This window comes from Achromobacter sp. 2789STDY5608621 (assembly GCF_001299375.1).
GTDB classification, from domain to species: domain Bacteria; phylum Pseudomonadota; class Gammaproteobacteria; order Burkholderiales; family Burkholderiaceae_B; genus Achromobacter; species Achromobacter insuavis.
Map to the genome: position 1 here is coordinate 52,889 of NZ_CYTU01000001.1, position 19,106 is coordinate 71,994.

Below are 19,106 nucleotides of genomic sequence, written 5' to 3' on the forward strand. Positions count from 1 at the left end.
CATTATTCCATCCACCTTCCGGTCCGTCGCATGGCCATCAATCACAGCGGCGCTCACGCGCCTGTCGAAGGGCTTTACCAGCAACACCAGTCCTGGCTGCGCGATTGGTTGCGGCGCAAGACCGGCTGCCCATTCGACGCGGCCGACCTGACGCAGGACACCTTCCTCAAGGTGCTGCTGCGCGCCGGAGAGGCGCGCAGCTACCGCGAGCCGCGCGCCTACCTGGTGACCATCGCCCACGGCCTGATGGTCAACCTGTTCCGGCGGCGCGACATCGAGCGCGCCTATCTCGACACGCTGGCGGCCCACGAAGATGGGCTGGCCCCGTCGCCGGAACGCCGCGCGTTGGCGCTGGAGGCGCTGATCGAGATCGACCGGCTGCTCGACGGCCTGCCGCCCAAGGTGCGCAAGGCGTTCCTGTTGTCGCAACTGGAAGGGTTGCGCCACGGCGAGATCGCTGAATGCCTGCAGGTCTCCGTCAGTTCCGTGCGCCAGTATCTGGCGCGCGCCATGCAGCATTGCCTGTCGGCATGGTGAATGTCCGGGCTGACAAGTTGCCCGAGGCCGTGATCCGCGAAGCCAGTCTGTGGTTCGTGCGGCTCGGGGCGGAAGAGGCGGGCGCCGCCGATGCCGCGGCGTGGCGCCATTGGCTGCAGGCCAGTCCGGCGCACCAGGCCGCCTGGGATCGGGTGGAATGCCTGGGCCGCCAGTTCGGCCAGGTCGACCCGCAGGCCGGGATAGCCGCGCTTGACCAGCCTCGCTCGCGGGGCCGGCGTCAGGCCTTGAAGGCGCTGTCGCTGGTATTGGGCGCCGGCGGCTTGACGGCCGCGGGCCTGCAATGGCAGACCTGGACGGCGGCGCTGAGCACGCGTGTCGGTGAGCGCCGCAGCGTCACGCTGGACGATGGCAGCATCCTTACCTTGAATACCGACAGCGCCGCTGACGTGCGCTTCGATGCCGGCCAGCGCCTGGTCATCCTGCGGCGCGGTGAATTGCACGTGGCCTCGCATCCCGACGCGCGTCAGCCGCCGCGGCCGCTGCGGGTGGTCACACCCATGGGCCAGGTCACGGCGCTGGGCACGCGCTACACGGTGCGGCTGCTGGACGGGCAGGCCTGGACCGCCGTGAGCCAAGGCGCGGTACGGATCGAGCCCGCGAATGGCGCCGCCGACGCGGCGCGCACCATCGAGGCCGGCTTCTCGGCGTACTTCGACCGCGTGCTGGTGCAGCCGGCGCGGCCGGCGCCGCATGCCGCCGCCTGGGTCCAAGGCGCGCTCTATGCCGACAACATGCGGCTGGACGACTTCATTGCCGAGCTGGGGCGGCACCGGTCCGGTCGCATCGCCTGCGATCCCTCTGTGGCCGCGTTGCGCATTTCCGGTTCTTACCCGCTGGGCGACAGCGACCGCATCCTGGCCGCGGTCGAGCGCGCCCTGCCGGTGCGGGTCGAGCGCTACACGCGCTATTGGGTGACGCTGCGGGCCAGGCCTTGAGCCGCTTGCGGCGGGCCGCGCGCCAGCCGTCCGAAAAAAAAAACCAGGCAGGGCCTGTCACTTTCGTGGTCTCGATTGGCATACGGGTGTAGCCCCGACTTTCATTGCCTGGAAACCCACGATATGTCTCTGCCTTTTTCTCCTACCCACCCTGACGCGCCGGCCAGCCTGCGCATGAAGGCGTTCGCTGCGCTGGTGCTGGCCGCCATGGCAGGCGCCGCCTTGGCGCCGCAGCCGGTGCGCGCGCAGGCCGCGCCGGCGGCCACCGCCGGCCGCGGTGTCAATGTGCCGGCCGGTCCGCTGGGCGCGGCATTGGCGGGGTTTGCGCAACAGAAACAGGTGCTGCTGTCGTTCGACCCGGCCTTGACGGAGGGCATGCAGAGCCATGGTCTGCAAGGCGATTACAGCGCGGAGCAAGGCTTTGCGGCGTTGCTCGCGGGCACTTCGCTCGAGGTTTTGCGCCGCGGTGACGGCGACTATCTGTTGCAGCGGACCGGCCAGACCACCCAGCTGGCGCCGGTGCTGGTGCTGGGGGCTGGCGCCACCACGGAAGGCTCCGGCCTCTACACCGCCGACTGGATGCGTTCGGCCAACGGACTGGTGCTGTCGCAGCGCGAAACGCCGCAGTCCACCAGCGTGCTGACCCGCCAGCAGCTGGACGATCGCTCCATCAGCAGCGTGCGCGACGTGATGGAAAACGCCACCGGCATGAATGTGCAGCAGGCCGAATCGGAACGCCTGAGCTACTACTCGCGCGGCTTCTCGCTGGACACCTTCCAGTTCGACGGCGTGGTCAAGCCCTTGAACAGCCTGTACCAGTTCGGCGACGGCAATCTCGATCCGGTGATCTACGACCACGTCGAGATCATTCGCGGCGCGACCGGCCTGATGAGCGGCACCGGCAATCCGGGCGGCTCGGTCAATTTCATCCGCAAGCGGCCGACGCGGGATTTCCAGGGCAGCGTGAAGGCGGCCGCCGGCACCGAGGATACCTATCGCGGCGAGATCGATCTGTCGACGCCGTTCAACGCGTCGGGTTCGGTGCGCGGCCGGCTGGTCGGCGCCAAGGAGCGCCGTGGCGACACCATGGACCTGTATAAGAAGAAGCGCGACGTGCTGTATGGCATTATCGAGGCCGACGTGGCCGAGGCCACCACCGTCAGCGTCGGCGGATCGGTGCAGCGCACCCGGCCCAGCGGCATCAGCTGGGGCGGCCTGCCGGCGCTGGATGCCAACGGCAAGCCGATAGACTGGCCCAAGGGCCAGGCCATGGGCGCCAAGTGGTCGCGTTGGGATACCGACTCGCACGAGTATTTCGCCCAGGTCGAGCACGGTTTCGCCAACGGCTGGAACGCGCGCCTGTCATACACGCGGCTGGAGAACACCTTCAACGCGCCGCTGCTGTTCACCTCCGACGTGCCGCTGACCATCGACGGCTTTTCCGAACCGCCGCTGCTGCGCAAGTTCAAGGGCGGCAGCGACCAGGACGTGTACGGCGGATCGCTCGACGGCGGCTTCGATGCCTTCGGCCGGCGTCACCAGTTCAACCTCGGTTTCTCGCATTCGGTCATCAAGGCCTGGAACCAGAGTTGGGACACCAGTGACCAGGCGGGCTATCCGATCCCGGACATCAGGCACTGGACGGGCGACTGGCCCACGCCCAATTGGGACATCCTGTCGCTGTCGCAAACTCACCGCGACAAACAGACCGGCATCTACGGCACGCTGCGCCTGGGGCTGACCGACAGCCTGCACCTGCTCACCGGCGCGCGCTGGACGCGCTGGCAGTCCTCCGAGACCAGCGGCGGCATCGCGGGCTATTCGCACACCTATTCGGAAGTCACGCCCTACGTGGGAATGACCTACGACCTGGACGACACCTATACCGCCTACGCCAGCTATACCAACATCTTCCAGCCGCAGATGGTGAAGACGCGGGACTGGAGCATGGCGGGCCCGGCCTACGGCCACAACTACGAGGCGGGTCTGAAGGCCTCGTACCTGGATGGGCGCCTGAACGCTTCGGTGGCGGTGTTCCAGACCGACCAGAAGGACGTCGCCGAGTATGGCGGTTACGACTACGCGCACGACGACGGCTGGTACTACATCCTGGACGGCACCCGCACGCGCGGCTTCGAGGTCGAATTGGCGGGCGAGGTGACGCCGGGCTGGAACGTGTTCCTGGGATACACCTATCGCCAGTCCAAGGACAACAATGGCAAGAAGGTGCTGACCACGCAACCGGAGCAATTGCTCAAGCTGAGCACGGCTTATCGCCTGCCCGGCGCCCTGAACAAGCTGACCGTGGGCGGCGGCGTGCGCTGGCAGAGCCAGACCAGCGCGCAGACCTATTACGGCCTGCAGTCCGGCGCGATCGTGCAGAAGCCCTGCGCGTTGTTCGACCTGATGGCGCAGTACAACTTCAGCGACAAGACCCAGCTGCAACTCAATGTGCGCAACCTGGCCGACAAGAAGTACTACCGCTCGATGGGCTTTTACAACTCGGTCTTCTATGGCGAAGGCCGCAGCGCGCTGGTCACGCTGACCCAGCGCTTCTAGGGCCTTCGCCGCGGCTGCCCGGCCCCTTCAGCGCCAGTCGCTGGCCAGGCTGAGTCTGGCCAGCTGATCGCGCGTCAGCGTCAGGCTGGCGGCCTTGACCAGTTCGTCCAGCTGCGCCAGCGAGGTGGCGCTGACGATCGGCGAGGTGATGCCCGGCTGGGCGATCTGCCAGGCCAGCGCGGCCTGCGCGGGCGTACAGTTGGCATCCTCGGCGACTTCATCCAGTGCCTTCAGGATGCGGTAGCCGCGATCGTTCAGGTAGGTGTCGACGATCTTCTTGCCGCGCGCGCTCTTGCCGACGTCGGCCGGGCTGCGGTATTTGCCGCTGAGAAAGCCGCTGGCCAGCGCGTAGTAGTTGATGGTGCCCAGGTCCTGCGCCTTGACCAGCGCCTGCAGGTGCCCCTCGAACGGCTCGCGGCTGTACAGGTTGTATTCCGGCTGGATGCTCTCGTAGCGCGGCAGGTTGTGCCGTTCGCTGGCGATCAGCGCCTCGGACAGGCGCACCGCGGTGTAGTTGGAGGCGCCGATGGCGCGCACCTTGCCGGCCTCGATCAGCTTGGCGTACTCGCCCAGCGTGTCGGTCAGCGGGGTGTCGGGGTCGTCCTTGTGCGACTGGTACAGGTCGACGTGGTCGGTCTGCAGCCGCGCCAGCGAGGCGTCCAGCGAGCGCCGGATGTAGGCCGGCGCCAGGCCCTTGGCGTCCGGGCCCATTTCCATGCCGACCTTGGTGGCGATGAGCACCTGGTCGCGCTTGCCCGAGCGCTTGAGCCACTTGCCGATCAGGGCTTCGGATTCGCCGCCCTGGTTGCCGGGCACCCAGCGGGAGTAGACGTCGGCCGTGTCGATGAAGTTCAGGCCGGCATCGACCAGCGCGTCCAGCAGCGAGAACGTGCCGGCTTCGTCGACGGTCCAGCCGAAGACGTTGCCGCCGAAGGTGAGGGGAGGGATCTGCAGGCCGGAACGGCCCAATGCGCGTTTGATCATGATATGGCCCTTTGGATGTCGCGGATGTCGTGTCGCGCGGGCGCGGCGCTTTTAGTATATTGGCGCCGCGCGCCCCGGCATGGGGCAGGCGTGCCGCGCATGCACCATTTCAGGGATTCCCCCCAAGTGAATTTGTGTTGCGACACGTTAGACTATACGGCTTTACGGCTGTCCGGACCGCGGGGAAGCCCGCGGAACAGCCGTAATAATGAACAAATACCAAGGGTTCAAGGAGCTTACCTATGCTGATCGGAAAAAAACATTTTCTGACGGTTGGCGCGATGGCGCTGGCGATGGCGATCGCCGCGCCGGTGGCGGCGCAGCAGAAGTCGGTGGCGATCACCGCCATCGTCGAGCATCCGGCGCTGGACGCCGTGCGTGACGGGGTGCAGGACGCCCTCAAGCAAGCCGGCTACGAGCCGGGCAAGAACCTGAAGTGGCAATACCAGAGCGCGCAGGGCAACACCGGCACCGCCGCCCAGATCGCGCGCAAGTTCGTCGGCGACAAGCCCGACGCCATCGTCGCCATCGCCACCCCGTCGGCCCAGGCCGTCGTGGCCGCCACCAAGGACGTGCCGGTGGTGTATTCCGCCGTGACCGACCCGGTCGCCGCCCAGCTGGTGCCGAGCATGGATGCCTCCGGCACCAACGTCACCGGCGTGTCGGACCTGCTGGCGCTGGACAAGCAGGTCGAGCTGATCAAGAAGATCGTGCCCAACGCCAAGCGCGTCGGCATCGTCTACAACCCGGGCGAGGCCAACTCGGTCGTGGTGGTCAAGAAGCTGCAGGAAATCCTGCCCAAGTCGGGCATGAGCCTGGTCGAAGCCGCCGCCCCGCGTTCGGTCGACGTGGCGTCCGCCGCCCGCAGCCTGATCGGCAAGGTCGACGTCATCTACACCAACACCGACAACAACGTGGTCTCGGCCTACGAGTCGCTGGTGAAGGTCGGCAACGACGCCAAGATCCCGCTGATCGCCTCGGACACCGACAGCGTCAAGCGCGGCGGCATCGCCGCCCTGGGCATCAACTATCGTGACCTGGGCGTGCAGACCGGCAAGGTCGTGGTGCGCATCCTCAAGGGCGAGAAGCCCGGCGCGATCCCGTCCGAAACCATCTCCAAGCTGGAGCTCTACGTGAACCCGGGCGCCGCCGCCAAGCAAGGCGTGACGCTGTCCGACGCGATCATCAAGTCGGCCGCGGTGGTGGTAAAGTAAAGCGCAAGTCGTTCGGCCCCGCCCGTGCCCACCCGGCATGGCGGGGTTTTGTTTTATCTTGTTTTCTTGTGTTTGCCCCGTGCCGGTACGCGGGGTCCACAGGGCGGCAGCATTCACAAGATGCGCGCGGCCCGGCGCGATGGCGTTGGCCTTGAACGGCAGGTTGGTCACGGACCGCATGCCGCGTTTTGCTCCCCGGAGCGCCCCTCAAGCAGCCCGCTTGCGGCCCTGGCCGCCAAGCCCGGCAACGCCTTGGCAGGAATCGAGAGAAAATCGCACGGCAGGAAACGTTTATTGCGAAAGCTCGGGTAAAACTGACCCCGAAACGCAAGAATTCGGACGTTCCTAATCTCTAATATGCTCGTTCCCTACCTGATTGGATTTGACCCATGTCATTGTTCTCGTTGTTAGGCGCACTGGAGATCGGCCTGATCTTCAGCCTGGTGGCCTTGGGCGTATATATCTCCTTTCGCCTGCTGCGCTTTCCGGACCTGACCGTTGACGGCAGTTTCCCGCTGGGCGGCGCCGTCTGTGCCACGCTGATCGCCTCGGGCACCGACCCGTTCGTGGCCACCATCGCCGCCACCTTCGCCGGCGCCGCCGCGGGCCTGGTCACCGGCTGGCTCAACGTCAAGCTCAAGATCATGGATCTGCTGGCCAGCATCCTGATGATGATCGCGCTGTATTCCGTGAACCTGCGCATCATGGGCAAGCCCAACGTGCCGCTGATCACCGAACCCACCGTGTTCACCATCCTGCAGCCGGGCTGGCTGTCGGACTACGTGGCGCGGCCGCTGATCCTGGTGGTCATCGTGATCCTGGCCAAGCTGGCGCTGGACTGGTTCTTCGCCACCCAGACCGGCCTGGCGGTGCGCGCCACCGGCTCGAACGGCCGCATGGCCCGCGCGCAGGGCGTCAACACCGGCCGCATGATCCTGGGCGGCATGGCGCTGTCGAACGCGCTGGTCGCGATGGCCGGCGCGCTGTTCGCGCAGACCCAGGGCGGTTCCGACATCTCCATGGGCATCGGCACCATCGTCATCGGCCTGGCCGCGGTGATCGTCGGCGAAAGCATCCTGCCGTCGCGCAAGCTGGTGCTGGCCACGCTGGCCGTCATCATCGGCGCCATCGTCTACCGCTTTTTCATCGCGCTGGCGCTGAACAGCGATTTCATCGGCCTGAAGGCGCAGGACCTGAACCTCGTCACCGCGGTGCTGGTCACGGTCGCCCTGGTCATTCCCATGCTCAAGCGCCGGCTGTTCGGCAAGAAGGGGCGCTGATATGTTGTCCGCAAAAGACCTCAAGATCACTTTCAACGCCGGCACGCCGATCGAAACGCGCGCGCTGCGCGGGTTGTCGCTGGACATTCCCTCGGGCCAGTTCGTCACCGTCATCGGTTCCAACGGCGCCGGCAAATCGACCTTCCTGAACGCCGTCTCGGGCGACCTGCCGATCGATTCGGGCCGCATCGAGATCGACGGCGCCGATGTCACGCGCCAGCCGGTGTGGGGCCGCGCCTCGCGCGTGGCGCGCGTGTTCCAGGATCCGATGGCCGGCACCTGCGAAGACCTGACCATCGAAGAGAACATGGCGCTGGCGCAGTTGCGCGGCGCGCGCCGCGGCTATGGCCGCGCGGTCAAGGCCTCGATGAAGGAAGGTTTCCGCGAACGCCTGGCCACGCTGGGCCTGGGCCTGGAAAACCGCCTGACCGACCGCATCGGCCTGCTCTCGGGCGGCCAGCGCCAGGCCGTGAGCCTGCTGATGGCGGCGCTGCAGCCGTCGCGCATCCTGCTGCTGGACGAGCACACCGCCGCGCTCGACCCGCGCACCGCCGACTTCGTGCTGCAGCTGACGGCGCGCATCGTGGCCGAAAGCAAGCTGACCACCATGATGGTCACGCACAGCATGCGCCAGGCGCTCGACGTGGGCGACCGCACCGTGATGCTGCACCAGGGCCAGGTGGTGCTGGACGTGTCGGGCGACGAACGCCGCGGCATGGACGTGCCGGACCTGCTGGCCATGTTCGAGCGCGTGCGCGGCGAAAAGCTGTCGGACGACGCCTTGCTGCTGGGCTGACCGGATGATCCGGCCGCCACGGGGCGGCTGGCGCAAGACCCGGCGCGGATCCCCTGGATCGCGCCGGGTTTTTTCATGGCGGCGCGTGCCGCGGTCAGGCCGCCCGCGCGCGCCAGGCGCGCAGCAGCAGCGTCTCGATGTCGTGCACCGGCAGGCCGGTGGCGCGCGCCACGGCCTCGCGATACGGCGGCATGTTGGTGCATTCGAGCACGATGTCGGTCAGGTCCGGGGCGCGCCGCGCCAGCCGTTCGGCGGCCTCGACCACGTCGCGCTCGACCCGCGCCAGATCCATGTCCGGCGCGTTCTCCAGGATGCGCGCCTGCATCTCGCAACCGGGCGCCAGTCCTTCGACCACGGCGTTGGCGGGCACGCCGGCCGCATCCAGCAAGGCGCGGTCGAGCGAGGCGGCGTCGAAGGTGACGATGCCCACCCGCGCCAGGCCGCGGCATTGCAGCAGGCTGGACGACACCACCGGCACCGGCACGGCGGCCTGCAGGGCGTCCTGGTAGCGCGCCAGGAACCCGCAACTGGTGGAGATCAGCGCGGCGCCGTCGCGCGCCAGACCCACCGCGGCATCGATGAACGGTTGCAGGAAGGCCGGGTCGGCCTCCTGCACGATCTTGCGCGGCGAGGCGCCCGGCACCGTGACGAAGCGCGCCGGGATGCCGGCGCGGGCGTAGGTCTCGGGGTTGCCGACGTCGCCGGGCGGGCGCGGGAAGCGCGTGTCCAGCATCAGCAGGCCGAGAAAGGCGGCGGGGGCCGTGGGCGCGGCCGGGACGGTTGCATCGTTCGTGGCCACGCAAGGCTCCTGTGAATGTCGATACGCCCTAGATGAACCGTTCCGGACGGAATGCGCCATGGCGGCTGGCCGCGCCGCCGTCGGTCATCAATTCACCTAGTATCTGCGCGGTTCCTGGCGCCGTGCTGAAACCGATGTGCTGGTGGCCCAGCGCCAGCCACAGGCCCGGATGGCGCGGCGCCTGGCCGATCATCGGGCGGCTGTCCGGCAGCGTCGGGCGCCGGCCCAGCCAGGCCTGCGGGTCCATCCGCTCGCCCAGGCCGATCGCCTCGCGCGCCCGCGCCTCGGCCAGGTCCAGCTGCGCGGGGCGGGCGGGCGCGTCGCAGTCGTCCAGCTCGACGCCGGTGGTCAGCCGCAGGCCGCGCGCCATCGGCGACAGCACGTAGCCGCCGCCGGTGTCGTAGATGGGACGGTCCAGCGCCGGGCCGTCGGCGGCGCCGTAATGCATGTGATAACCGCGCTCGAACGCCAGCGGCAGGTCGATGCCGGTGGTCTTGAGCAGGGCCTTGGACCACGGACCCAGCGCCACCACCAGGTCGGGCGCGGCTAGCGTTTGCGTGCCGGCGTCGCCCTGCACGATCCAGCCGCGCCCGCCGTCGCGGCGGATGGCGGCGGCCCGCAGCGTGCGCAAGACGCCGCCCGAGCGCTGGAACAGGTCGGCGTAGGCCGCGGTCACGGCGCCGGGATCGTCCACCGAATACGAGCCCTGGATCCACAGCGCGCGCGGGAAGATCGGCGCCAGGGCGGGTTCCAGCCGCGCCAGGTCGGCGGCATCCAGCGCCTGGGTCGGCACCTGGTGGCGGGCGTAGGCCTCGCGCGCCAGGGCGCCGCCCTGCCACGCCTGTTCGCTGCGGAACAGGAAGATCCAGCCGCTGTCGCGCAGGCGCCGGCGCGCGCCGGCCGCGTCCAGCAGGCGCAGGTGTTCGGCGGCGGAGCGCCGGATCAGGCCGTCGAGCGCCGCCGTGGTCTCGCGGAACACCGATGGCCGGGCGCGCGCCAGGAAGCCCGCCGCCCAGCCCAGGTTGCGGGCCAGGTACGCGGCGCGGTAGCGGAATTGGACGGTGTCATTGCGCAGCAGCCGGGGCAGCTGGCGCCACAGGCCGGGATGGTTGAAGGGCATGAGGGAGCTGCGGGCCAGGACGCCGGCATTGCCGGATGAGGTTTCCTGGCCGGGATCCTGGCGGTCGACCAGGGTGACGTCCATGCCGCGCCGCTGCAGTTCCAGCGCGCAGCAGACGCCGACGATGCCGGCGCCGAGCACTATGACTTGCTTTCCCATCGTCGCTGTCGCTACTTGAGTCGGTACGGAATCAAGGGGGGGGTAAGCGGCCGATTGTAGGGCAGCGGGCAGGCGCCAGCGAGAGCGGGCAATCCATGATTGCGGCACCGCGCCGGGCGGCCGCCAGGCGGGTGTGCCGTCGCCGGTCAGGCCGGCGGCCGCTGCCCCAGGATGCGGCCGGCCGCCACCACGCCCCACCATGCGGCCTCTTCGAACACCGAGTAGCCGGACAGGTCGGCATGGGCGAACAGCACCGGTCCGTCGACCTCGCGCAACGCCGCCAGGCCGGCGTTCGACAGGTAGCCGCAATAGGGCGAGGCCATGGCATGGCCGCGCACCGTGATCTCCAGCTGGCGGGCGCGGCGCCAGAACTCGTCGCCGTAGGCGGCGACCAGGTCGGCGGCGGCCTCGTCGCGCAGCGCCTCGGGGCGGGCGTCGGCCAGCCATTGGCGCGCGGCCTGCGGCGTCTGGCTGCTGAGCGCGTGGTAGGCGGTGAACACCGTGCGCGGCGAGCGCGCCACGCGCAGCAGCTGGTGGGTCGAGACCACGTAGCCCAGGGCCTGGCCCTGGTAGACCACGTTGTCCCACGACAGCGGCTCGCCCGGCGCCTCGCGCGGATAGCCATCCATGACGAAGTTCGACACCAGCCACGGCGCGTGCGGCGAGGCGTGCGTGGCCGGATCGTAGCCGTAGGCGCGGATGTCCGGCAGGATGCGCTGCGCCACGAACAAGGGCATGGCGCAGACCGCGCGTTGCGCCTCCAGTGTGTAGACGCTGGCGGCCGCGCCCGGGGCGAGGCAATCGATGCGCGGGCCGGCGGCGCTTTCGCGCAGCCGCGCGGCGATGCCGGGCAGCAGCCAGCCGCCGTGGCCCAGGCGCGTGCTGATGGCGTCGCGCAGCCGCTGCGCCAGCGGCGCCAGGCCGCCCGGCCAGGTCAGCACCGCGCCTTCGTTGGCGTTGGCGGCATGGCCGTCGCGGCTGGCGAAGTAGTGCAGGCCGGCCCAGGCCGAGACCCGGTCGTACGGTGCGCCGTAGTCGTCGCGGCAGCAGTAGTTCAGGTACCAGTGCAGCGCGGGCGAGGTGTAGCCCTCGCGCTCCAGCCATTGCTTGAAGGTCAGCGCGTCCAGCGCGCGCCAGGCCGGGTCGCGCGAGGACAGCACGATCGGGATGCAGAAGACCTTGCGGCCGTCGTTGCCGGTCGCGCCGTGCAGCCGGTCGACCAGCGCCAGGAACTGGCGATGCTGTTCGATATCGGCCTCGGGCAGCCCGTGCATCGGCAAGAGGCCGTCTTCCCAGAGGCCGTCGCGCAGCAGGCGTTCCTGCGGCGAGTGCGCCAGGAGGGCTTCGTCGTAATAGGGCCGCTCGCCGAAGGCGTCGCGTTCGGCGATGCCGAAGTCGCCCAGCATCTCGCGCACATGGGTGGACTGCATCGACGGCAGCGGCAGGTAGTGCGCGCCGAGCGGATAGTCCAGGCCGTCGCGCGCGCCGGCGGCGGCGTTGCCGCCGTACTCGGGGCCCTCGACCACGACGAAATCGGTAAAGCCCTCGCGCGCCAGTTTCCAGGCGCACGACAGCCCGGCCACGCCGGAACCCAGGATCGCCACCTGGCAGCGGCGGCTGCCTGAGGACGGCGGCAATGCCGCGCCATCGCGCAGCGCGTGGCCGGCCTGCATGCCGGGATAGCGCACCTCCGGCGTGGTCTCGATCACGCGCGAACGGTAGTAGCCCGCCGTGCCCGCGACGGCGGCGGTGGCCGCGCCCAGCAGGAAGGTGCGGCGGCGCATCAGCGGATGACCCTGCGCCAGTCCTCGTCGAAATAGCGCACGAGCGACTGTTCGTTCAGGCGGTTCGGCGGCATGGCCAGCGCCGGCATGTCGGCGGGAAAGTGGAACAGCTCGCGTAGCGTGGCCGGGTCGAGGTAGCGGGTGGGCACGGTGACGGCATCCGGCGGCGTGTAGTCGCGGCGCTTGCCGGCCAGGATGAAGCCCCAGTCGCCGAACGAGGGCACGTAGGCGTGGTACGGCCAGGTGTTCAGGCCGGCTTCCTTGAGCGTGGCGTCCACGCTCCAGAACGAGCGCGGCGCGAAGTAGGGCGAGGTCGACTGGATCACCATGTAGCCGTTCTCGGCCAGGTGCCGCGCCATCAGGTGGTAGACCGGCACCGAGTACAGCCGCCCCAGGCCGAAGTTGGACGGATCCGGAAAGTCGACCACGATGAAGTCGTAGACCTCGGCGTGGCTTTCGAGCCAGCGCCCGGCGTCGTCGTTGATGACGGTGACGCGCGGATCGGTCAGCGAGCCCTGGTTCAGTTTCGTCAGCGGTTCGGAGCGCGAGAACAGGCCGGTCATGGCCGGATCCAGGTCGACCAGCGTGACGTGCTCGACGTGCTTGTACTTGAGGATCTCGCGCACCGCCAGGCCGTCGCCGCCGCCCAGCACCAATACGTTGCGGGCCCACGGCAGGGCCTGCAGGCCCGGGATCACCAGCGACTCGTGATAGCGGTGTTCGTCGCGCGACGAGAATTGCAGGTTGCCGTTGATGTACAGCCGCAGGTCGTCATGCCAGCGCGTCACGATCAGGCGCTGGTAGGGCGTGGTCTCGGCGTGCACCACGTCGTCGCCGTACAGGCCTTTCTCGGCCCAGGCCGTCATCTGGCCGGAAAACAGGAAGCCCAGCGCCAGCAGGCCCAGCACCACGCCGCCGCGCACGGCCCGTTCCGCCGGCCGCCGGATCTCGTGGCGGAACAGCCAGGTGGTCCACAGCGCCACGCTGGCGTTGAGCATGCCGAACAGGAAGCCGGTGCGCAGCAGGCCCAGCTTGGGCGCCAGCAGCAGCGGAAAGATCAGCGACACGGCCAGCGCGCCGAGGTAATCGAAGGTCAGCACGCGGCTGACGATCTCGCGGAACTCGGCCTTGCGCTGGTTGAACACCCGCATCACCAGCGGGATCTCCATGCCCACCATCAATCCGATGATGAATACGCCGACATACAGCGCCGCGCGGAAGGGCGCCGACAGCCAGGCGAAAACCAGGAACAGGACGGCGGCGGAAACCCCGCCCAATAATGCGACGGCCAGCTCGACATCGATGAACCGATTCAAAACGTCGTCGTCTTTTACATATTTTGACAACCACGATCCGATGCCCATCGCGAACAGATAGCAGCCGATGACGGACGAGAACTGGAGAATGGAATCGCCCAGCAGATAGCTGGCGAGCGCGCTGCTGATGAGCTCATAGCCCAGGCCGCAGGACGCGACGATCAATACCGACAGGATGAGGACGCGGTCGCGCATGGGGGTTCCGACGCTGAAAATGCGTTCGCAGTATATCGAAAGCGCCGTATATACTGCGCGCAATTAGGGGCCTGAAGGGGGCGAATATGGGAGAAGCAATGCATCCGGCCGTGACCTATCTGATCTACATCGTCTCGGCGTTGGTGATGCTGGGCATTTTCACCGCGGTCTACACCACGGTGACGCGCTACAAGGAATTCGAGCTGATCCGCCAGGGCAATATCGCCGCGGTGCTGTCGTACGGCGGCGCGCTGGTGGGCTTTTCCTTCACCCTCTGCTCCAGCATCGCCATCCATGCCAGCTTCGTCATGTTCCTGGTCTGGGGCGTGGCCGCCATGGTGGTGCAACTGGTGGTCTATGCCGTGGTGGCGCGCGCCATCCGCGGCCTGAACGAAGCCATCGAGGAAAACAACATCGCCATGGGCGGCCTGATCGGATCGATCTCGCTGGCCGCCGGCGTGGTCAACGCCGCCTGCCTCACCTGAGCCGACGGGCGCGTTGATTCGTATCTGACACAGGAGAACTAGCCATGAGTCTCGGTTCATTTATCCGCAAGCAGTTTATCGACATCCTGCAATGGAACGAGGACGGCGACGGCGTGCTGGCCTGGCGTCATCCGATGCAGGATTTCGAAATCCAGTACGGCGCCAGCCTGACCGTGCGCGAGTCGCAGATGGCGGTGTTCGTCAACGAAGGCAAGGTGGCCGACGTGTTCGGCCCCGGCATGTACAAGCTGACCACCCAGACCCTGCCGGTGCTGACGTACCTGAAGAACTGGGACAAGCTGTTCGAATCACCCTTCAAGTCGGACGTGATCTTCTTCAGCACCCGCCTGCAGCTGGGCCGGCGCTGGGGCACGGCCCAGCCGGTGACGCTGCGCGACAGCGAATTCGGCATGGTGCGGCTGCGCGCCTTCGGCGTGTATTCGTACCAGATCACCGATCCGGCCAAGTTCTACCGCGAGATCAGCGGCACGCGCGACGTCTACACCGTCGACGACCTGGAAGCGCAGCTGCGCAACATGGTGGTCGCGGCCATGACCACCGCGCTCGGCGGCTCAAAGGTGCCGTTCCTGGACATCGCCGGCAACCAGGGCCTGATGTCGCAGAGCATCGGCGAGCAGCTCGGCCCGGTGTTCGACCGCTATGGCGTCAAGCTCGACAACTTCACGGTCGAGAACGTGTCGCTGCCGGAAGAACTGCAGAAGGCGCTGGACACGCGGATCTCGATGGGCATGGCCGGCGACCTGGGCAAGTTCACCCAGTACCAGACCGCCACCTCGATCCCGCTGGCGGCGCAGAACGAGGGCGGCATCGCCGGCATCGGCGCGGGCCTGGCGGCCGGCGCGGCGCTGGGCCAGACCATGGCGGCCGGACTGGGCGTGGCCCCGGGCCAGCCGGCGGCGGGCGCCGTGGCCGCGGGCGCCGCGGCGGGCGCGACGGCGGCCGGTGGCGCCGATCCGGTGCAGCGCCTGCAGCAGCTCAAGGACCTGCTCGACAAGGGCCTGATCACGCCGGCCGATTACGACACGGCCAAGGCGGAAGTCCTGAAGAAACTCACCAGCTGAGCGCCGAACGCCCATGCAGCAGGTCCTGTGTCCGCAGTGCGGAGCGCCCGTCAAGTTCACCTCCACGGCATCGGTCATGGCGGTCTGCGGCGCCTGCCGCAGCACGCTGCTCAAGGACGCCGACTCGGTCAGGCGCATCGGCGAGACCGCCGACGTGCTGGAAGACTATTCGCCGCTGTGCCTGGGCGCCGCCGGCCAGTTCGAAGGCAAGCGCTTCGACCTGATCGGCCGCATCCAGCTGCGCTACGAGGACGGCTTCTGGAACGAGTGGTATCTGTGGTTCGACGACGGCTCGGACGGCTGGCTGTCGGACGCCTCCGGCCAGTACGCCATCACCCGCCGTCGCAAGGCCAAGACGGTGCAGGGCCTGCCGGCCTTCGCCGACATCGCGCCCGGCGACGACATGAAGCTGGACGGCCAGCGTTTCACCGCCTCGGACGTGCGCCGCTGCCGCGCCGGGGGCGCGCAGGGCGAACTGCCATTCGTGCCGGGCGACGGCTGGGAAGCCAAGGTCGCCGACTTCCGCAGCCTGGACGCGTTCCTGACGCTGGACTTCTCCGACGGTCCCGAGCCTGAAATCTATATCGGCAAGGCCTTCGACCTGGCGGGCATGCAGGCGGCCTCGCTGCGCCCGAACGACCAGGTCGAGGAGACCGCCGGACGCTTCCGCGGCCAGATCAAGGCGCTGGACTGCCCCAACTGCGGCGCGCCGATCAGCTTCGTCGCGGCCATGGCGACCCAGGTGGTGTGCCCCTCGTGCGCCGCCACGGTCGACTGCGCCGGCGACACCGCCGAGGTCATCGAGAAGGCGCGCAAGGTCAAGGCCATCAAGACCACGCTGGCGCTGGGCGCCACCGCCAAGATCGATGGCGCCGCCTTCACCCTGATCGGCCTGATGAAATGCGCCGACCCGGATCCCGAGGAGCCCTCGGACTGGATCGAATACCTGCTGTTCAACCCGGCCAAGGGTTTCATCTGGCTGGTGGAGACGGACGAGGGCTGGGAACGGGTGCAGGTCTGCGACACCTGGCCCAGCTACAACAACGCCACCAGCGTGCGCTGGCGTTCCAAGCTGTACCAGAAGCTGTACGACTACACCTCGCGCGTCGAGCTGGCGCTGGGCGCCTTCAACTGGCGCGTCAAGGTCGGCGACAGCACCAAGATCACCGACTTCAAGGCCGGCAACCTCAAGCTGACCCGCGAGCAGGGGCCGGCCGAACTGGGCTGGTCGGCGTCCGCGCCGGTGGCGCCGGCGCAGCTGGCGGAATGGTTCGGTAATCCCGAGCTGGCCAAGCAGAAGGCGATGGCGTCGGCGGCCTCGGGCGGCGGCTACCGCAAGTGGGCCTGGTTCGCCACCATCGCCATGGGGTTCCTCAACATGGGCAACATCTTCAGCGGCCGCATTTTGCCGCTCGTGATCGGCCTGGCCTTCCTGTGGCTGCCGGCCAGCCTCGCGGACAAGATGTCCGCAAAGGACGACTGAGGCATGGGCAAGTTCATCTACGCCATCTACGCCCTGATCGTGGTCATGGCCGCCACCGGCGCCAGCTCGCCCGGCGCCCGCTTCACCAGCGGCGGCGGCAGCGGCGGCAGCAGCAGCAGCAGCTGGGGCGGCGGCTCGTCGGGCAGCTCGGGCTGGTCATCGGGCGGTTCGCACAAGTGACGCCGCACGCCACGCCCGGCCGCCACATCCTGGCCGATTTCCGCGGCGTGTCCGCCCGCCTGCTGGCCGACGCCCAGGCGCTCGAACGCGAGCTGGTCCTGGCCGCCGAGGCGGCGGGGGCGCGGGTGCTGGGCGCCCACTTCCATCATTTCGGAGAGGGCGCCGGCGTGACCGGGGTGGTCATGCTGAGCGAATCGCACATCAGCATCCATTCCTGGCCCGAACATCGGTTCGCCGCGCTGGACATCTTCATGTGCGGGGCCGCCCGGCCCGAACTGGCGCTCGAGCGGCTGCGGGCCGCGCTGGGGCCGGAGACCGTCCGCGTCACCACGGTCGACCGCGGCTGAACGCCGCTTTCCCTTTCGGCGTTGATCTGGCGCAAGCGGGCCGTCTGCCGCAAATTGACGGGCGTTATATACCTATATATATTTCGTTACCGAGATTGATCTTGTCCGAGGAGAGAGTCATGTTCCGCAAACACCCGATCCTGGCGGTATCGCTGGCCCTGGCCGCCGTCTGGGGCCCCAGCGCCCACGCCGGCGACCTGGTCGTGTCCGCCGCCGCCAGCCTGACCAACGCGTTCAAGGACGTGGCCCAGGCATACGAGAAGGAGCATGCCGGCACCAAGGTCATCCTGAACTTCGGCGCCTCAGACGTGCTGCTGCAGCAGATCGTCAAGGGCGCGCCCGCCGACGTGTTCGCGTCCGCCGACCAGAAGGCGATGGACAAGGCCGTCGAGGAAAAGGCCGTCAAGCCCGAATCGCGGGTGGATTTCGCCGCCAACCAGATCGTGCTGATCGTGCCGACGGACAGCAAGGCCAACATCACCGCGCTCAAGGACCTGACGCGCGACGACGTCAAGCGCATCGCCTACGGCAACCCGGCCTCGGTGCCGGTGGGCCGCTACACGCAGGGCGCGCTGCAGGCCGCCGGCCTGTGGGACGCGGTGCAGGCCAAGAGCGTGCTGGCGCAGAACGTGCGCCAGAGCCTGGACTACGTGTCGCGCGGCGAAGTGGACGCGGGCTTCGTGTTCGCCACCGACGCCGCCGTGATGCCGGACAAGGTCAAGGTCGCGGTGCGCGTGCCGTCGCAGACGCCCGTCACCTATCCGATCGCCGTGACGGCGCGCGATACCGCCGCCAAGGAAGCCAAGAGCTTCGTGGCCTACGTGATGTCGCCCGCCGGACAGGAAATCCTGTCGCGCTACGGTTTCCAGAAGCCCTGAGGCCGCGGCCGGTATTCAATCGCGGTCAGTGATGAGCGATCCAGTATGGGTGCCCCTGCTGCTTACCCTGAAAGTGGCAGGCTGGGCAACGTTGTTGGCGACCGTGGCCGGCGCCGGGGCCGCTTATGGCTTGTCCCGCTGGCGCTGGCCGGGGCGGGACCTGCTGGATGCGATCCTGACCCTGCCGCTGGTGCTGCCGCCCACGGTGCTGGGCTACTACCTGCTGGTGCTGCTGGGCCGGCGCGGCGTGCTCGGCGAAAAGCTGGCTGAAATCGGCATCGAGCTGGTGTTCACCTGGCAGGGGGCGGTCATCGCCGCGTCGGTGGTGGCCTTCCCGCTGGTCTTCAAGTCGGCCCGCGCCGCCTTCGAAAACGTCGATCCCCAATTGGAAAGCGCGGCTCGGGTATTGGGCGTGTGCGAGGCCGGGGTGTTCTTCCGCGTGACGCTGCCGCTGGCGGCGCGCGGCATCGTGGCCGGCGTGCTGCTGGCCTTTGCCCGCGCGCTGGGCGAGTTTGGCGCCACCCTGATGATCGCCGGCAACCTGCCGGGCCGCACCCAGACGCTGTCGGTCGCCATCTACGAGGCGGTGCAGGCGGGCGATGACGCCACCGCCAATTTCCTGGTGATGGTCACCTCCATCACCTGCGTTGCGGTGCTGCTGGCGGCCGGCAAGCTGGTGCCGATCCGCGGCCGGCGCAGCGGAGACGGGCAATGAGCGTCGATCTGCGCATCCGCAAGAGCATGGTGTCCGGCGACCGGCACTTCTCGCTCGACGTGGCGTTCTCATCGGCCTCCAAGCGCATCGCGCTGTTCGGGCCGTCGGGCGCCGGCAAGAGCCTGACGCTGCGCGCGGTGGCCGGCCTGTTGCGGCCCGATGCCGGCCGCATCGAGGTCAACGGCCGGGTGCTGTTCGATTCCGATGCGCGCCTGAGCGTCGCGCCGCAGGCCCGCC

19 protein-coding genes are annotated in these 19,106 nt (G+C 68.4%); 14 read left to right on the forward strand and 5 right to left on the reverse strand.

Annotated features, from left to right (window positions below; all coding sequences use genetic code 11):
- Positions 1 to 30: 30 nt before the first annotated feature.
- From AOZ53_RS00255 to AOZ53_RS00265, 3 genes are all read left to right on the forward strand, one after another.
- A complete protein-coding gene (locus tag AOZ53_RS00255; protein WP_054431674.1) occupies positions 31 to 537 on the forward strand; it encodes a sigma-70 family RNA polymerase sigma factor in 507 nt (168 codons plus the stop codon).
- Positions 531 to 1,493: a FecR domain-containing protein gene (locus AOZ53_RS00260; RefSeq protein WP_054486557.1), complete on the forward strand. Its 963-nt coding sequence runs from the start codon at positions 531 to 533 to the stop codon at positions 1,491 to 1,493. Before AOZ53_RS00255 ends, AOZ53_RS00260 begins: the two co-directional genes overlap by 7 nt.
- A 123-nt stretch (positions 1,494 to 1,616) precedes the next feature.
- Positions 1,617 to 4,052 (forward strand): TonB-dependent siderophore receptor, encoded by a 2,436-nt coding sequence (locus AOZ53_RS00265; protein WP_054486558.1) that lies wholly within the window; start codon positions 1,617 to 1,619, stop codon positions 4,050 to 4,052.
- A gap of 27 nt (positions 4,053 to 4,079) precedes the next feature.
- Here AOZ53_RS00265 and AOZ53_RS00270 read toward each other — a convergent pair whose 3' ends face one another.
- Positions 4,080 to 5,036: an aldo/keto reductase gene (locus AOZ53_RS00270; protein ID WP_054486559.1), complete on the reverse strand. Its 957-nt coding sequence runs from the start codon at positions 5,034 to 5,036 to the stop codon at positions 4,080 to 4,082.
- A 242-nt stretch (positions 5,037 to 5,278) separates the two neighbouring features.
- Here AOZ53_RS00270 and AOZ53_RS00275 point away from each other — a divergent pair, with 242 nt between their 5' ends.
- The 3 genes from AOZ53_RS00275 (at position 5,279) to AOZ53_RS00285 (ending at position 8,326) form a co-directional block, all read left to right on the forward strand.
- Entirely contained in the window at positions 5,279 to 6,250 is a 972-nt protein-coding gene (locus AOZ53_RS00275; RefSeq protein ID WP_054431670.1) for an ABC transporter substrate-binding protein, read from the forward strand.
- A 389-nt stretch (positions 6,251 to 6,639) separates the two neighbouring features.
- Positions 6,640 to 7,530 (forward strand): ABC transporter permease, encoded by an 891-nt coding sequence (locus tag AOZ53_RS00280; protein WP_006390578.1) that lies wholly within the window; start codon positions 6,640 to 6,642, stop codon positions 7,528 to 7,530.
- Between the two features lies 1 nt (position 7,531).
- On the forward strand, positions 7,532 to 8,326 hold the full coding sequence (locus AOZ53_RS00285) for an ABC transporter ATP-binding protein (RefSeq protein WP_054486560.1): 795 nt from the start codon (positions 7,532 to 7,534) through the stop codon (positions 8,324 to 8,326).
- A gap of 94 nt (positions 8,327 to 8,420) precedes the next feature.
- Here AOZ53_RS00285 and AOZ53_RS00290 read toward each other — a convergent pair whose 3' ends face one another.
- The 4 genes from AOZ53_RS00290 to AOZ53_RS00305 form a co-directional block, all read right to left on the reverse strand.
- Positions 8,421 to 9,125 (reverse strand): aspartate/glutamate racemase family protein, encoded by a 705-nt coding sequence (locus tag AOZ53_RS00290; protein WP_082380539.1) that lies wholly within the window; start codon positions 9,123 to 9,125, stop codon positions 8,421 to 8,423.
- A gap of 28 nt (positions 9,126 to 9,153) precedes the next feature.
- Positions 9,154 to 10,404 carry an NAD(P)/FAD-dependent oxidoreductase gene (locus tag AOZ53_RS00295; protein WP_054486561.1) on the reverse strand — a complete coding sequence of 417 codons (1,251 nt, stop codon included), beginning with the start codon at positions 10,402 to 10,404 and terminating at the stop codon, positions 9,154 to 9,156.
- 146 nt (positions 10,405 to 10,550) lie between these two features.
- Positions 10,551 to 12,188: an NAD(P)-binding protein gene (locus AOZ53_RS00300; protein WP_054486562.1), complete on the reverse strand. Its 1,638-nt coding sequence runs from the start codon at positions 12,186 to 12,188 to the stop codon at positions 10,551 to 10,553.
- Positions 12,188 to 13,699, reverse strand: a complete 1,512-nt coding sequence (locus tag AOZ53_RS00305; protein ID WP_054486563.1) for a polyamine aminopropyltransferase — start codon at positions 13,697 to 13,699, stop codon at positions 12,188 to 12,190. Before AOZ53_RS00305 ends, AOZ53_RS00300 begins: the two co-directional genes overlap by 1 nt.
- Positions 13,700 to 13,797: 98 nt before the next feature.
- Here AOZ53_RS00305 and AOZ53_RS00310 point away from each other — a divergent pair, with 98 nt between their 5' ends.
- From AOZ53_RS00310 to AOZ53_RS00340, 8 genes are all read left to right on the forward strand, one after another.
- A complete protein-coding gene (locus AOZ53_RS00310) occupies positions 13,798 to 14,184 on the forward strand; it encodes a DUF350 domain-containing protein (protein ID WP_006390571.1) in 387 nt (128 codons plus the stop codon).
- Between the two features lie 44 nt (positions 14,185 to 14,228).
- Positions 14,229 to 15,266 (forward strand): SPFH domain-containing protein, encoded by a 1,038-nt coding sequence (locus AOZ53_RS00315; protein WP_054431665.1) that lies wholly within the window; start codon positions 14,229 to 14,231, stop codon positions 15,264 to 15,266.
- 13 nt (positions 15,267 to 15,279) lie between these two features.
- Positions 15,280 to 16,749, forward strand: coding sequence for a DUF4178 domain-containing protein (locus AOZ53_RS00320; RefSeq protein WP_054486564.1), 1,470 nt, complete (start codon positions 15,280 to 15,282; stop codon positions 16,747 to 16,749).
- 3 nt (positions 16,750 to 16,752) lie between these two features.
- Positions 16,753 to 16,929, forward strand: coding sequence for a hypothetical protein (locus AOZ53_RS34580; RefSeq protein WP_197286424.1), 177 nt, complete (start codon positions 16,753 to 16,755; stop codon positions 16,927 to 16,929).
- Complete coding sequence (speD, locus tag AOZ53_RS00325) at positions 16,926 to 17,276, forward strand: adenosylmethionine decarboxylase (protein WP_054431663.1); 351 nt, start codon at positions 16,926 to 16,928, stop codon at positions 17,274 to 17,276. The genes AOZ53_RS34580 and speD overlap by 4 nt, the downstream gene beginning before the upstream one ends.
- 119 nt (positions 17,277 to 17,395) lie before the next feature.
- A complete protein-coding gene (gene modA, locus AOZ53_RS00330; protein ID WP_006390565.1) occupies positions 17,396 to 18,154 on the forward strand; it encodes a molybdate ABC transporter substrate-binding protein in 759 nt (252 codons plus the stop codon).
- 31 nt (positions 18,155 to 18,185) lie between these two features.
- Positions 18,186 to 18,869, forward strand: a complete 684-nt coding sequence (gene modB, locus AOZ53_RS00335) for a molybdate ABC transporter permease subunit (RefSeq protein WP_054431662.1) — start codon at positions 18,186 to 18,188, stop codon at positions 18,867 to 18,869.
- Positions 18,866 to 19,106, forward strand: a 241-nt coding sequence (locus tag AOZ53_RS00340) for an ATP-binding cassette domain-containing protein (RefSeq protein ID WP_156333195.1), incomplete at its 3' end; no start/stop codon positions are given. The genes modB and AOZ53_RS00340, both read left to right, overlap by 4 nt.